Genomic DNA, 13,888 nt, shown 5'->3' with positions numbered 1-13,888 from the left:
AATAGTGAGGCTTGCTTCCCGATGCCGCTTCGAGGTGTTGCTACCGGTTGATCACCCCACCGAGGCGATCCGTCCGGTGTCCATCATCACTGCTGACCAGGGAGTGGTCAGTTGTCCTGCTCGGAGTCCTGCTCGCAGGTCTTCAGGATGTCCGTGGTGTTGGCGTTGTTGCCCAGGCCCAGAACACCGGAGATCGAGTTGACCGGAACAGCGCCGCCGAGAACGCTGGCAGCGACATCGTTGTGGCAGGCCTGGAACGGGCCGACGTTGTTGCGGGAGACCGACACGAGGCCGTCGTCGCCAACGCGGTACCACTTGCCACCGTGGTTCTTCTGCGAAGAGCCCTGCTCGCAGGTCTTCACGACGGTCGCGTGGTTGCCGTCGTTGAACAGACCGACGATCCCGACGATGTCGGAGACCGGCACGGCACCGCCGGCGCCGGCCACCGCGGCGACGTTGTGGCAAGCCTGGAACGGGCCGACGTTGTTGTCGTCGACGTTGACCAGGCCGCCGCCCTGACGAACGAAGTACCAGACCTTGCCGCCCTTGGCGTAGCCCTTCAGCGCCGAGGCGTCGGTGACACCGCTGGTGGCGCCGGAGGTGCTGTCGTCGATCATGTTCGCGCTGACGACGGTGGCCAGGCCCAGCGTGGCAACGGTCGCCACTGCCGCTGCAGCGGCGATCTTGCGTGTTACCTGCATTATGCGAGGTTTCCTTTCGGGTATGACGGATTCGTCTTAGTGGGTAACGACGCCTGGTGGGGCGGGTTACAAATTTCTTCGCCCCTTTTTCGGTTCAGGCGGGAATCCCGGGGTAGGCCATAGCAGACGAGTGATGGGTTCGTTGCCGCAGCAGGAATCTGTCTCTGACCAGGCAACTTGTCGCCCAGGCGGGACGATCGGCGGGTCGCCGGAGGTGAGCGGTATTCGTTTTCGCTGGGCCGTAACCGATCGGCGGTTTCGTCGTTGTCTGATCGCGGGCGAACGATTGCCCGTCATTCATGGGGTATTTTCGGCGGGCTCGGTGGCCGGCGAAATGGCATTACCATGACGAAACGGATTGTCACGCATCATTGCCGGAGTTTCGCGCCGTGTTTTTTCGGGGCATGGCGCCGGCTCGGCAACACGGACCCGCTGCCGCGCGCATCGGCAGCGGTGGGAGACCCGGGCACCCCATGGGAGCCCGGGTTCTTCCCTTTCCAGGGGTCCTTCTCTTTCCGGAGTACTAAGAGGTGCGGCGCCGCTCGGCGCTGACCACCAGGGCGACGCCGACCACGACGATCGCGCCGCCGAGCATGATCTCGGCGGTGACCGGCTCGCTGAGGATCAGCCACCCGAGCAGCACCGCGACGGCCGGGTTCACGTAGGCGTAGGTGCCGATCAGGGAGATCGGCGCGTTCGCCAGTAGGTAGGAGTAGGCGGAGTACGCCAGCAGTGAGCCGAAGACGACCAGGTAGGCGAGGGCGATCCAGCCCTTCGGCTCGATCGCGCTGAGGTGCAACCGGCCGGGCTCTCCGGCCAGTACGCCGATCAGCACCATCGCCGTACCGCCGGCGACCATCTCGTACAGGGTCGCTACCAGCGGATCCTTGGGGAGTCCGAGGCGCGGGGAGAAGCGGGAGCCGACGGCCCAGCTGATCGTGCCGGCGACCAGGATCGCGACCGAGAGCGGTTTCGCGCTGGTGTCGCCGCCGGAGAGGGCGAGCAGGGCCGCACCGGTGAATCCGATCAGTACGCCGAGCCAGGTCAGCGCACGCGGTCGCTCGCCGCCGCCGACGCGGAGCAACATCAGCCAGAGCGGTACGGCGGCGACCAGGAGCGCGGACAGACCGGAGGGCACTGTCTTCTCCGCGATCGCGACGGCGCCGTTGCCCAGGGCAAGGAGCAGGAGGCCGACCACGGCCGCGCCGAGGAGCTCCCGGCGGGTGACGCGGAGCCGGGTGACGCCTGACTTGATGGCGAGGAATGCGGCCAGCAGGACGGCTGCGATCAGGAAGCGGGCACCCATCCCGAGCATCGGCGGGATCTTCGCCTCGACCACGATCCGGATGCCGAGGTAGGTGGACCCCCAGACGACGTAGACCACCGCGAGAGCCGACCAGATCATCGCCGCCGAGGCCGGCTTGGCGGTGGCCTGCGGCAGTACTGCGGGCGCTGGCGCGGCGGCGGTCATCGCGGTTCTCCTCGGTTGTCATGGGTCAAACACAAGAACGATGCTGACACTAGCCCCGCCCCACACCACCCCACAAGCCACTTTTCACCTGCTGGTCGGCCACCCGTCACCCCCACCCCCGATCCTGACCCCATGCGCATCCCACTAGCCGTCCTGCTGACGGCCGCCGCCTCAACAGCCCTCGCCTCGCCTTCGGCATCGGCCCAGAAAGAAGAGGTGCGAGAGGCGCCGCCCCTGGTGGTGGGCGCGTCTGCCGCGGCTCCGCCGCGAGCCGCGCTGGCGGCGCAGCGATCCGGGCAGGCCGCGGCGGCAGCGCTGTCCGGGCTGGCCGATAGCTCGGCAGTCGCTGTTCGGTCCTCCGGCCAGCAGCCGCGGTTGGCGGAGGTTCGCGCTGTCGCGGAGACGGCGGCTAACTGGGATGACGAAGCCGGTGGGGATGCGAATGCGGATGATCCGGCCATCTGGGTCAACCCGCATCGGGCGGCTAAGAGTGTGGTGTTGGGGACGTTGAAGAACGGCGGGTTGACTGTCTTCGATCTGAGCGGCCGGGAGTTGCAGCGTGTGGCTACTGCGCCGGAGGGGCGGTTCAACAACGTTGACCTTGTTACTGGGGTGTCCGTCGGAGGGAAGCGGCGGGATCTGGCTGTGGTGAGCGATCGGGGGCTGGACCGGCTGCGGGTGTACGCGGTCGACCAGCGCGGGTCGGATGCCAAGGACAAGGTGCTGACCGACGTCACGAGTCCCACCGCTCCTCTCGTGTTCAGTAAGGACGACGCGGAGGTCGAGGAGCAGCGCACGGCGTACGGTGTCGCCGCTCTGAATCTCGGTGGTCAGGCGTTCGTCGCCGTCAGCCGTCGCAGTGAGACGCGGATCGGTTTCTTCCGGCTGGTCGCCGACAGCACGGGCAAGATCGGCTACCAGGCCGTGAAGCAGCTCGACCTGCCCTCGACCTTCCGGTTGTCCAACGGTTCGACCTGGTCACCGTGTGAGGACCCGGGCGACCGCCCGCAGGTCGAGGGCATGGTCTTCGACCAGACGACGGGCACCTTGTACGCCGCTCAGGAAGACGTCGGCATCTGGCGAGTACCGCTGGCGGGCCGGCCCGCGCTGCTGGAGAAGACCCGGGAATTCGGCCGGCCCGGGGCATACGACGAGCACACCGAGGAGTGCGCGCCCACCGGCCCGGTCTCCAAGGACGGCGGCCAGCACCTCAGCGCCGACGCGGAAGGGCTGACGATCGCCTACCGCGGGGCCGCCAAGACCCTCTACGCGTCGAGCCAGGGCGACTCCACCTTCGCCGGCTACCGGATCACCGCGAAGGGCCTCGACTACCGCAACGGTTTCAAGGTGGTCGACGGTGCGGCCGCGGACGGCGTACAACACAGTGACGGTGCCGCGGTCACCGCCAAGCCGCTCGGTCCGCTCTTCCCGCACGGCCTGCTCGCCGTGCATGACGGCGAGAACACCCCCGGTGACGGCGACCGGGAGGGGACCAACTTCAAACTGGTACGCCTGGAGCAATTGCCCTGATCGAGACCGGTTTGTGACGCAGATCGCACGAAACCTCTCGATGCGGTCACGAGGCAGCGATTTAAGCCTGACGACGGTCAGAGATATGACCAGTGGCTGGACTGGTGTCTCATCGCGAGACGGCTTTCGGTACCGCCGTACAAGTCCGCGTCCAGACAGTTAGCGCAACAGCAACCTGCTGGGTACGGTGTCCGGCAAGATGGGCAGTGATACCAGTGAGGAGGTTCACTGCCGAGCGGTGAGTACCACCCTGCATCAACCTGGATCCACGCGGTCCCGCCTGCGAAGCCTCACCCGGCTGGCTGGGCCGGGGCCCGTGCAAAGTTGCGGTCGCGGCGATCCCGCGCTCGAACCCGAGGAGTGCATGTGAGTGAGTCGGTGCCGGGCCTTGCCCCGGAAGTGTTCGCGCCCGTCGAGGCGCCGGTCAGTCCCTCCCAGGCCTCCGAGGAGGTCGAGTTCGTCCAGCTGCTGACGCCGGAAGGTGAGCGCGTCGAGCACCCGGACTACTCGTTCGACCTCGACGACGAGGCGATCAAGGGCTTCTACCGCGACATGGTCATGGTTCGCCGGATCGACACCGAGGCGACCGCGCTACAACGGCAGGGCGAGCTGGGCCTGTGGGCCTCGCTGCTGGGCCAGGAGGCCGCCCAGATCGGCTCCGGCCGCGCGCTGCACACCAACGACATGGTCTTCCCGACCTACCGCGAGCACGGCGTCGCCTGGTGCAAGGGCGTGAACCCGCTGAACCTGCTCGGCCTGTTCCGCGGCGTCGACCAGGGCGCCTGGGACCCGCGCGACAACAACTTCCACCTGTACACGATCGTGATCGGCGCCCAGACGCTGCACGCGACCGGGTACGCGATGGGCCAGCAGCGCGACCACGCGGTCGGCGACGAGAACGGCGAGGCGACGATCGCGTACTTCGGCGACGGCGCGTCCAGCCAGGGCGACGTGAACGAGGCCTTCATCTACGCCTCGGTCTTCAACGCGCCGGTGGTGTTCTTCTGTCAGAACAACCAGTGGGCCATCTCGGAGCCGATCGACCGGCAGACCCGGATCCCGCTGTACCAGCGCGCGGCCGGCTTCGGTTTCCCCGGCGTCCGCGTCGACGGCAACGACGTACTGGCGACGTACGCCGTCACCCAGCAGGCGCTCAAGCGCGCTCGTGAGGGCAGCGGCCCGACGCTGGTCGAGGCGTACACGTACCGGATGGGCGCCCACACCACCTCCGACGACCCGACGAAGTACCGGCTGTCGGAGGACCTGGAGTACTGGAAGCTGAAGGACCCGATCGAGCGCGTGAAGGCCTACCTGGCCCGCTCGATCGGTGTCGAGCACGAGTTCTTCGAGCAGATCGAGGCCGAGGCCGACCAGGTCGCCGCCACGCTGCGCGCGGGCTGCCTGGCGATGCCCGACCCGAAGATGACCGACTTCTTCGAGCACGCCTACGTGGAGAAGACCCCGCAACTGGCCGAGCAGCAGGCGCAGTACGACGCGTACGCGGCCTCTTTCGAAGGGGAGCGCTGAGATGACCAAGATCAGCCTGGGCAAGGGCATCAACCAGGGCCTGCGGGCCGCCATGGAGAAGGACCCGAAGGTCCTGATCATGGGTGAGGACATCGGCAAGCTCGGCGGCGTCTTCCGGGTCACCGAAGGACTGCAGAAGGACTTCGGCGAGGACCGGGTGATCGACACCCCGCTGGCCGAGTCCGGCATCATCGGCACCGCGGTCGGCCTGGCGCTGCGCGGCTACCGGCCGGTCTGCGAGATCCAGTTCGACGGGTTCGTCTTCCCGGCGTACGACCAGATCATCAACCAGGTCGCCAAGATGCACTACCGGTCGATGGGCAAGCTGAAGATGCCGATCGTGATCCGGATCCCGTTCGGCGGCGGCATCGGCGCGGTCGAGCACCACTCGGAGTCGCCGGAGACGCTGTTCGCGCACGTCCCGGGTCTCAAGGTGGTCGCGGCCGGCGACCCGGTCGATGCGTACTGGATGATCCAGCAGGCGATCGCGACCGACGACCCGGTGGTGTTCTTCGAGCCGAAGCGCCGGTACCACGAGAAGGCGGAGCTGGACGAGAGCGCCGGGGCGGCGTACCCGCTGTTCAAGGCGAAGGTGGTCCGCGAAGGCACCGACGCGACGCTGTTCTGCTACGGCCCGATGGTGAAGACCTGTCTGCAGGCGGCCGAGGCGGCGCTCGAGGACGGGCGCAACCTGGAGGTCGTCGACCTGCGCTCGATCGCGCCGCTGGACCTGGCGACGATCTTCGCGTCGGTCAAGAAGACCCGGCGCGCTGTCGTCGTGCACGAGGCGCCGTTGTCGCTCGGCCCGGGGTCGGAGGTCGCGGCGCGGGTGAGCGAGGAGTGCTTCTACCACCTCGAGGCGCCGGTACTGCGGGTCACCGGCTTCGACACCCCCTATCCGCCGTCGCGGATGGAGGAGGAGTACCTGCCCGACCTGGACCGGGTACTCGACGCCGTCGACCGGGTGATGGGGTACTGATGGGCATCCAGCAGTTCCGCCTCCCGGATGTGGGAGAAGGCCTGGTCGAGGCCGAGATCGTCAGCTGGAAGGTCAAGGTCGGCGACACGGTCAAACTCAACGACACCGTCGTCGAGATCGAGACCGCCAAGTCCCTGGTCGAACTCCCGGTTCCGTTCGCCGGCGTCGTCGCCGAGCTCCTGGTACCGGAGGGCGAGACCGTCGACGTCGGTACGCCGATCATCTCCGTCCAGACCGAGGACGCAGGCAGCCCCGAAGACCTCGTCCCGTCCATCCCGGACGAAGACGCCATCGAACCCGGCAAGATCGGCGGCACCGCCCCCGGCGGCCGCACCGCCGTCCTGGTCGGCTACGGCCCCAAAACCACCGAAGCAAAACGCCGCCCCCGCAAGGGCGGAGCAGGCGGGCCGGCCGAAGGCCTGGCCATGCCGACCCCGGCGGCTCCGGCTCAGGTCACCGCTGTAGTAAACGAGCCGGTCGCACCCGCCCCGGCCCCAGTCCTGGCCGAGGTTGCCGGAGGCAACGAGGCGCGGGTGCATGTGCTGGCCAAGCCGCCGGTGCGGAAGCTTGCGAAGGATCTGGGGATTGATCTTGCGCAGGTCATCGCCACCGGGCCGGGTGGAGTGATTACCCGGGCTGATGTGGAGAACCACACCTCGGCTGCGCCGGCTCAGGTTGCTGTTGCTGCTCCTGTGGTGAGTGCGCAGGGAGACACCCGGATTCCGATCAAGGGTGTTGTGAAGGTGATGGCTCAGGCGATGGTGAGCAGTGCGTTCACCGCGCCGCACGTGACCGAGTGGATCACCGTCGACGTCAGCGCCACGATGGAGTTGGTGGAGCGGCTCAAGAAGGACAAGGCGTTCAAGGAGCTGCGGGTCTCGCCGTTGCTGATCGTCGCCAAGGCGGTCACCCTGGCGGCCCGGCGTACGCCGATCATCAACGCCACCTGGGACGAGGCCAACCAGGAGATCGTGATCAAGAGCGCGGTCAACCTCGGCATCGCCGCAGCCACCCCGCGCGGGCTGATCGTGCCGAACATCAAGTCGGCCGAATCGCTCACCCTGCCCGAGCTGTGCGGCGCCCTGAACGACCTGGTCGCCGTCGCCCGCGAGGGCAAGACCCAGCCGGCCGACCAGGCCGGCGGCTCGTTCACGATCACCAACGTCGGCGTCTTCGGCGTCGACGCCGGTACGCCGATCATCAACCCGGGCGAATCCGCGATCCTCGCCTTCGGCGCGGTCCGCAAGCAGCCCTGGGTGGTGGACGACGAGATCGTCCCCCGCTGGATCACCACCCTGGCCCTCTCCTTCGACCACCGCCTCATCGACGGCGAAAAGGGCTCCACCTTCCTCGCCGACGTAGCCGCCATCCTCGAAGACCCAGCCCGCGCACTGATGTTCTGAGACAACAAAAAGGAGAGAGGGGATCCCGGGCGGGGGATCCCCTCTCTCTGTCTGTGCGGCCCTCAGGGGAGGGGGGTGGTTACCAGCGCTTGACGCCGTCCAGGGCGTCGACGATGCCTTGGCCGAAGAAGGCGTTGTTGGCGGTGGTGCCGGTGCAGCGGGCGTCGACTACGGCCGGGCAGGCCTGGTCGTCGGCGTCGGTGCGCAGGGCCTTCTCGATCTCGGCCGGCTTCAGCCACGGGCGGTTCGACTTGATCAGCGCGGCGACGCCGGTGACGTGCGGGGACGCCATCGAGGTACCGCTCTTCAGGCCGTACTTGCCACCGGGGATGGTGGACAGGATGCTGCTGCCCGGCGCGGCCACGTCGATCTTGTTCAGGCCGAAGTTGGAGAAGCCGCTGCGGTCCTTCGTCCGGGTGGTGCTGGCGACCGTGATGACACCGGGGAGCTCGGTCGGCAGGTCCAGGCAGTCGTTGTTGATCGTCCTGGTCACCGGGGTGGTGTCGTTCGGGCTGCCCGAGTCGGTGGTCTTGTTCGCCAGGTCGTAGTTCGAGTTGCCGGCGGCCGCGACCGAGAGCACGCCCTTGCCGGTCGCGAACGCGACGGCCCGGCGGACCGCCTCCTGGACCGCGCCCTGGTCACCGTCGTCGTTGCACCAGAACTCGAACGGGTCGATGAAGTAGCTGTGGTTGGTGACGTCCATCTTGTGCTCGGCGGCCCAGACCCAGCCACAGATCGCGTATTCCGGGTAGATGAAGCCGTCGTCGTTAACGACCTTCACCGACGCGATCCGGACGCCCGGGGCGACACCGACGATGCCGACGCCGTTGCGGGCGGCGGCGACGGTGCCGGCCACGTGGGTGCCGTGGTCGCTGGTGGTCGGCCGCCACGCGCCGGGCGTGGTGTCCGGCACACCGTTGTTGTTGCAGCTCACCGAGTCGGCGGCGTCGAAGTTGGGCGCCAGGTCCGGGTGCGTGTCGTCCACACCGGAGTCGTTGATGCCGACCAGCACGCGGGTGGTGCCGTCGGACTGCTGGTGGGCCTGGTCCGCCTTGATCTGGACCATGTCCCACTGCTCGCCCTCGCGCGGGTCGAGCGCCGGGGCGGACTCGCCGGCCAGCAGACCCTTGGTGGCGGCGGGCTTGGCGGCCGAGCCGACCGGGCCCTCCTTGACGGCGGCCGTACGGGTCGCGCCGACGGTCTGGACGCTCTTGCCGTTCTTGCCGAGCTTCACGTCGGTACGGAAGTTCGGGTTGGTCGACTGGGCGATCACCACGCCGAGGTCCTCGTACGACTGGACGACGGTGCCGCCGGCAGCCTTGATCGCCTCTTCGGTGCGGTCGACGTGGATCGCGACCGGCTTGGTGTTCACCACGTAGTTCATCAGGATCCCCGGCTCGGCCGCGGCAGCGCCGGATCCGGTCACCGAGACAGGGGTGGCGTGGGCGGCGGCGGTGCCGGCGCCGGCGAAGGCCAGGGCCACCACGGCCAGGCCGGCGCTCAGCCGACGGGTACGCGAGCGTGCGGACAAGTCAATCTCCTCATCGGGCGATCTGGACGGGAACGCTGGCCGAACTCTAGAACGCTTCCCGCCGCAACGCTCGCAACTGTCCACAAGACAGGGGAAACCCTGCATCCCCGGGCGCCCTGTCCACAACACCCCACATCTGTGGACCAACCTGTGGATAACTCGGCAACGCCGCGGCATGGACGGAAGAAATCAAGTGCTTGTGCTGTTGCGTGTAACATAGATACAACAGAGATACGTGACGTGAGGGGTGTTGTGGGTAGCGGGGTGCCCGGCGATGAGCCGGTGAGCGGGTTGGTGTTGGGTGACGAGACGACCGAGATCGCACGGATAGTCGCGGACGCGGCGCCGGGGGTGGAGAAGATCCCCGCGGCGGAGCGCGTCTACGCATATGTGAAGGCAGCGATCCTCGACCGGGTCTACCCGGGTAACGAGCTGCTGACCGAGGGGGAGCTGGCCACCGCGGTCGGAGTTTCCCGTACTCCGGTCCGCGAGGCGCTGCTCCGGCTGGAGGAATCCGGCCTGGTGAAGCTGTACCCGAAGAAGGGCGCGCTCGTCCTGCCGGTACTGGCCCAGGAGGTCAACGACGTCCTGGAAGCGCGCGAGCTGATCGAGACGCATGCCGCGGCGAAGGTCTGGCCGCGCCGCAAGCAGCTGGTCGACAAGCTGGTCCCGCTGGTCCAGGAGATGCGCACGCACCGCAAGGCCGGTGACGCGAAGGCCTTCCTGGTCGCCGACCGGGTCTTCCACGAGGCAATCGTCGGTGCCGCGGGCAACGAGATCCTGGCCAAGCTCTACAACAGCCTGCGCGACCGGCAGGTCCGGATGGGCGTGCCCGGGATCGAGATGCAGCCGGCCCGGATGGACAAGTCCATCGCCGCGCACCAGGAGATGATCGACGCGCTCGGCGGCAACAGCGCCAAGCGCTTCCGCGAGCTCGTCATCGACCACATCCACGTCGCCGCGACGGATCTGCGGGGCGGGCAGTGACCGAACTCCTCTTCCCCCTGGGCGGTCGGCGAGCCTGGGCGGTGTGGGCCACTGCTGTCTTCACCTACCTGGTGACCGTGCTGCACCGCGGCTCGATGAGCGTGGCCGGTCTGCAAGCGGCCGAGCGCTTCCACATCTCCGCCTCCGCACTGGCGAGCTTCACCGTCGTCCAGCTGACGGTGTACGCCGCGATGCAGGTGCCGGTCGGCATCCTGCTGGACCGGTACGGCTCCAAGCGACTGCTGATCGCCGCCTCGGGTCTCCTGTTCGCGGCGCAGTCGGCGTTCAGCCTGGTCGACTCCTACCCGGCGGCACTCGCTGCCCGCGCGGTGCTCGGTGTCGGTGACGCACTGGTCTTCATCAGCGTGCTGCGCGTGGTGATGTCGTGGTTCCCCGCGCTCAAGCAGCCGGTGATGTCGCAGGTGACCGGCATGCTCGGTGGCCTCGGAGCGATCGTCTCGACGGTGCCGATGGCCGCCGCCTTCCACGCGTTCGGCTGGACGCCCACCTTCGCCGGCGCGAGCCTCCTCAGCCTGGTGGCTGGCCTGGCCGTCCTGTTCCTGCTCAAGGACAGCCCGTACGACGTATCGCCACACCGGACCAAGCAGCCCCTCTCCCTGGTACGCCGGAACCTCCGCCGCGCCTGGCGTGAGCCCGGCACCCGCCTCGGCCTCTGGACGCACTTCACCACCAGCTTCTCGGGTGGCACGTTCGGCCTGCTCTGGGGCTACCCGTTCCTGGTCCAAGGACAGGGCGTCGCACCTACGACGGCAGCGGCGATGCTGATCCTGCCCGTGCTGGCCGGGTTCTGTTACGGCCCGCTGGTCGGCCGGTACGCCGCGAAGTTCCCGTTCTACCGTTCCTGGATCGTGCTGGCCGTGATCGCGGGTTCGGTGCTGATGTGGACCATCGTGCTCGCCTGGCCCGGCCGGGCCCCGATGCCGGTACTGCTCCTGCTGATCGTCGTCCAGGCAGCCGGCGGTCCTGGGTCGATGCTGGGCCTGGACTACGCCCGGACCTTCAACCCGACGACCCGCTTCGGCGCGGCCAACGGCATGGTCAACACCGGCGGCTTCATCGCCATGCTGATCTGTATCGGCATGGTCGGCATCCTGCTCGACGCCTCGTCGGGCGGTGCCCCGCAGACCCTCGGCGACTTCAAGACCGCGCTGGCGTTCCAGTACGTGCTGTGGACGATCGGTACCATCCAGATCCTCCGCTACCGCCGCCGAGCGCGCGCGACGCTGGCCCGCTACAACCCAGACGTCTACGAAGCGCTCCGCGCCAACCAGATCGTCCCGTTGAAGGCCGACACCGCAGAGCTCACCAAGGTCAGCTGACCGCGACAGGCAACGGGCCCGGAGCGAACAATCGCTCCGGGCCCGGTCCGCGGGGCAGCGTCAGCCGCGGATGTCCTCGACCGAGGTGGCCAGGTTGCGGTACCGCGCCTCGATGTTGCCCTTGGCGCCGGTCAGGATCAGCGTCAGGCCACCGCGGTAGTTGGCGTCGTTGTACAGACCCCACTCGCTGCCGCGGCGGTTCCAGATGCTCTCGATGTTGTTGTTCATCCCCCGCGGCCCGGACGTGTCGGCGAGGTTCGGGTCGCCGGCGTCGTTGAAGTAGGCCATCACGCCGCTACCGTTCGTGCCGGTGAAGACGCAGAAGCGGTTGGCGGGGCAGCGCGCGTAGCCGGTGGCGGCCTGGGCCGGGATCGTGCCGAGGGCTACGACCGAGGCGACGGCGGCGGTCACTGCGAGTGTTCTGGTGAGTCGCAACTCAGGAACTCCTGTTCAGGGTGGGCGTCCGAGCGAAGTTACACGGCGCGCAGGTCAGCGGCTGGCACGCGCTGTCATGGGCTCTCAGTCCAGTGCCAGGGGCCTGTCAGCGGGTGAGTGCACGGTGGTTCCAGTAGCACTCATCTGGGAGGAACCGATGTCCACCGATACCAACGTCGCCATCTCGGCCGAGGGTCTGGTCAAGAAATATGGCAGTACTACCGCGCTGGACGGCGTGGACCTGACGGTGCCGACCGGCACTGTGCTCGGGGTCCTCGGGCCGAACGGCGCGGGCAAGACCACGGCGGTCCGGATTCTTGGGACGCTGCTGCGGCCGGATGCCGGGCATGCGACCGTCGGCGGGTTCGACGTCATCCGGCAGGCGCCGCGAGTCCGCGAGATCATCGGGCTGACCGGGCAGTACGCCTCGGTTGACGAGGACATGTCCGGGCGCCGCAACCTGGTGATGATCGGCCGGCTGCTCGGGCTGCCGCGGGCTCAGGCCAAGGCGCGGGCGAACGAGCTGCTGGACCGTTTCGAGCTGTCCGACGCAGGGGATCGGATCGCCAAGACGTACTCCGGTGGTATGCGCCGCCGTCTCGACCTGGCCGCGAGCCTGGTCGGCAACCCGAGCATCCTGTACCTGGACGAGCCGACCACCGGCCTCGACCCGCACGCCCGCAACGGGGTGTGGGACACCATCCGCAACCTGGTCCTCGACGGTACGACGGTGCTGCTGACTACGCAGTACCTGGAAGAGGCCGACGCGCTGGCCGACTCGCTGCTGGTGTTCGACAAGGGCCGGGTGGTCGCTGAGGGGCGGCCGGCCGAGCTCAAGGCGCAGGCGGGCAAGCAGTCGCTCGACGTACGGCCTGCTGAGCCGGGTCACCTCGAGCGAGTCGCCGCGATCGTCTCCGAATCCGTCGGTACCCGGCCGACCGTCGATGTGGTGAACGCGCTCGTCAGCGTGCCCGTCTCGGACGGTACGTCGATGCCGGTGGTGGTCCGCCGGCTCGACGAGGCCGGGATCGCCGTCACCGAACTGTCCCTGCGGCTGCCGAGCCTGGACGAGGTCTTCCTCGCGCTGACCGGGCATGCCGCCGAAGAATCGCCCGCCGACGTCCTGGAAGGAGCGGTCCGATGAGTACCGCGACACTCGAAGTACCCGCCCATGCGGCCCGCCGGTCCAAGCCGTTCGCCTGGGTCGAGCAGAGCCTGACGCTGGCCTGGCGCAACATCGTCCGGATCCGGCAGAACCCCGAAGCGCTGGCCGACGTGACGTTCCAGCCGATCATCTTCCTCCTGCTGTTCCTGTTCGTCTTCGGTGGCGCGGTCGTCGCGAAGACCGGCGGCACGTGGCACGACTACCTGCCGACGTTGCTGCCCGGCGTGATGGTGCAGTCGGTGGTGTTCTCGACGATGGGCACCGGCGTCGGGCTGAACGACGACTTCGCCAAGGGCGTCTTCGACCGGTTCCGCAGCCTGCCGATCTCGCGGATCTCGCCGCTGGTCGGTGCGGTCCTCGGCGACACGATCCGGTACCTGACCTCGGTCGTGATCTTGATGGCGACCGGTTTCGCCCTCGGCTTCCGGTTCGAGAACGGCATCCTGTACGGCGTACTCGCCTGCCTGCTGGTGCTCACCTTCGCGCTGGCGCTGTGCTGGGTGTGGGTCTGGCTCGGGCTGACGATGAAGACGGCCCAGGGTGTCCAGGGCGTCGCGTTCCTGGTGATGTTCCCGCTGACCTTCGGCAGCAACGTCTTCGTCGACGCGAGCACGTTGCCGCACTTCATGCAGTCGTGGGTGAAGATCAACCCGATCACCTACCTGGTCGACGCGATGCGCGGCCTGATGCTCGGCGGCGACATCCAGAAGCCCCTGCTGATCACCTTCGCCTTCATGGCCGGAGTAGTCGCGGTCTTCGCCCCCCTCGCCCTCCGCGCCTACCGCCGACGGGTCTGAGCCAACTGAAACAGCGCCGGCC

At 68.0% G+C, this 13,888-nt stretch carries 12 protein-coding genes; 8 read left to right on the top strand and 4 right to left on the bottom strand.

The genetic code is table 11. From position 1 onward, the window contains the following. Positions 1-107: 107 nt before the first annotated feature. The gene (locus tag ABD116_RS37150) at positions 108-701 is read right to left on the bottom strand and encodes a hypothetical protein (RefSeq protein WP_343981867.1); all 594 of its coding nucleotides are present in this window, start codon (positions 699-701) and stop codon (positions 108-110) included. Positions 702-1,224: 523 nt separating this feature from the next. After that, positions 1,225-2,172, bottom strand: a complete 948-nt coding sequence (locus tag ABD116_RS37145) for an EamA family transporter (RefSeq protein ID WP_343981864.1) — start codon at positions 2,170-2,172, stop codon at positions 1,225-1,227. Positions 2,173-2,304: 132 nt separating this feature from the next. Here ABD116_RS37145 and ABD116_RS37140 point away from each other — a divergent pair, with 132 nt between their 5' ends. From ABD116_RS37140 to ABD116_RS37125, 4 genes are all read left to right on the top strand, one after another. Continuing rightward, entirely contained in the window at positions 2,305-3,702 is a 1,398-nt protein-coding gene (locus tag ABD116_RS37140) for a phytase (RefSeq protein ID WP_343981861.1), read from the top strand. A 366-nt stretch (positions 3,703-4,068) separates the two neighbouring features. Next, on the top strand, positions 4,069-5,229 hold the full coding sequence (gene pdhA / locus ABD116_RS37135; RefSeq protein ID WP_343981858.1) for a pyruvate dehydrogenase (acetyl-transferring) E1 component subunit alpha: 1,161 nt from the start codon (positions 4,069-4,071) through the stop codon (positions 5,227-5,229). A 1-nt stretch (position 5,230) separates the two neighbouring features. Continuing rightward, a complete protein-coding gene (locus ABD116_RS37130; protein ID WP_343981855.1) occupies positions 5,231-6,208 on the top strand; it encodes an alpha-ketoacid dehydrogenase subunit beta in 978 nt (325 codons plus the stop codon). After that, on the top strand, positions 6,208-7,611 hold the full coding sequence (locus ABD116_RS37125; protein ID WP_343981852.1) for a dihydrolipoamide acetyltransferase family protein: 1,404 nt from the start codon (positions 6,208-6,210) through the stop codon (positions 7,609-7,611). The genes ABD116_RS37130 and ABD116_RS37125 overlap by 1 nt, the downstream gene beginning before the upstream one ends. Before the next feature lie 79 nt (positions 7,612-7,690). Here the strand turns inward: ABD116_RS37125 and ABD116_RS37120 are convergent, their stop codons facing one another. Beyond that, the gene (locus ABD116_RS37120) at positions 7,691-9,142 is read right to left on the bottom strand and encodes a S8 family peptidase (RefSeq protein ID WP_343981849.1); all 1,452 of its coding nucleotides are present in this window, start codon (positions 9,140-9,142) and stop codon (positions 7,691-7,693) included. Positions 9,143-9,382: 240 nt separating this feature from the next. Between ABD116_RS37120 and ABD116_RS37115 the strand changes: the two genes are divergently transcribed. Both ABD116_RS37115 and ABD116_RS37110 read left to right on the top strand, forming a co-directional pair. Then, positions 9,383-10,129 carry a GntR family transcriptional regulator gene (locus ABD116_RS37115; protein ID WP_343981846.1) on the top strand — a complete coding sequence of 249 codons (747 nt, stop codon included), beginning with the start codon at positions 9,383-9,385 and terminating at the stop codon, positions 10,127-10,129. Beyond that, positions 10,126-11,469 (top strand): MFS transporter, encoded by a 1,344-nt coding sequence (locus tag ABD116_RS37110; RefSeq protein WP_343981843.1) that lies wholly within the window; start codon positions 10,126-10,128, stop codon positions 11,467-11,469. Before ABD116_RS37115 ends, ABD116_RS37110 begins: the two co-directional genes overlap by 4 nt. A 60-nt stretch (positions 11,470-11,529) precedes the next feature. On the opposite strand, the gene ABD116_RS37105 is transcribed toward ABD116_RS37110, so the two are convergent. Further along, a complete protein-coding gene (locus ABD116_RS37105) occupies positions 11,530-11,904 on the bottom strand; it encodes a peptidase inhibitor family I36 protein (protein ID WP_343981840.1) in 375 nt (124 codons plus the stop codon). A 157-nt stretch (positions 11,905-12,061) separates the two neighbouring features. Between ABD116_RS37105 and ABD116_RS37100 the strand changes: the two genes are divergently transcribed. Both ABD116_RS37100 and ABD116_RS37095 read left to right on the top strand, forming a co-directional pair. Next, the gene (locus ABD116_RS37100) at positions 12,062-13,048 is read left to right on the top strand and encodes an ATP-binding cassette domain-containing protein (protein WP_343981837.1); all 987 of its coding nucleotides are present in this window, start codon (positions 12,062-12,064) and stop codon (positions 13,046-13,048) included. Then, the gene (locus ABD116_RS37095; RefSeq protein ID WP_343981834.1) at positions 13,045-13,866 is read left to right on the top strand and encodes an ABC transporter permease; all 822 of its coding nucleotides are present in this window, start codon (positions 13,045-13,047) and stop codon (positions 13,864-13,866) included. Before ABD116_RS37100 ends, ABD116_RS37095 begins: the two co-directional genes overlap by 4 nt. Positions 13,867-13,888: the final 22 nt, after the last annotated feature.

The organism is Kribbella koreensis, from assembly GCF_039525325.1.
Taxonomy (GTDB): domain Bacteria; phylum Actinomycetota; class Actinomycetes; order Propionibacteriales; family Kribbellaceae; genus Kribbella; species Kribbella koreensis.
The sequence above is the reverse complement of the archived record's forward strand: the minus strand, read 5'-3'. Positions and strand labels throughout refer to the sequence as shown.

What these genes read in the sequence shown, in the direction of transcription:
- ABD116_RS37150 (WP_343981867.1), bottom strand. Translation starts at nt 701, where the DNA reads ATGCAGGTAACACGCAAGATCGCCGCTGCAGCGGCAGTGGCGACCGTT.
- ABD116_RS37145 (WP_343981864.1), bottom strand. Translation starts at nt 2,172, where the DNA reads ATGACCGCCGCCGCGCCAGCGCCCGCAGTACTGCCGCAGGCCACCGCC.
- ABD116_RS37140 (WP_343981861.1), top strand. Translation starts at nt 2,305, where the DNA reads ATGCGCATCCCACTAGCCGTCCTGCTGACGGCCGCCGCCTCAACAGCC.
- ABD116_RS37130 (WP_343981855.1), top strand. Translation starts at nt 5,231, where the DNA reads ATGACCAAGATCAGCCTGGGCAAGGGCATCAACCAGGGCCTGCGGGCC.
- ABD116_RS37125 (WP_343981852.1), top strand. Translation starts at nt 6,208, where the DNA reads ATGGGCATCCAGCAGTTCCGCCTCCCGGATGTGGGAGAAGGCCTGGTC.
- ABD116_RS37100 (WP_343981837.1), top strand. Translation starts at nt 12,062, where the DNA reads ATGTCCACCGATACCAACGTCGCCATCTCGGCCGAGGGTCTGGTCAAG.
- ABD116_RS37095 (WP_343981834.1), top strand. Translation starts at nt 13,045, where the DNA reads ATGAGTACCGCGACACTCGAAGTACCCGCCCATGCGGCCCGCCGGTCC.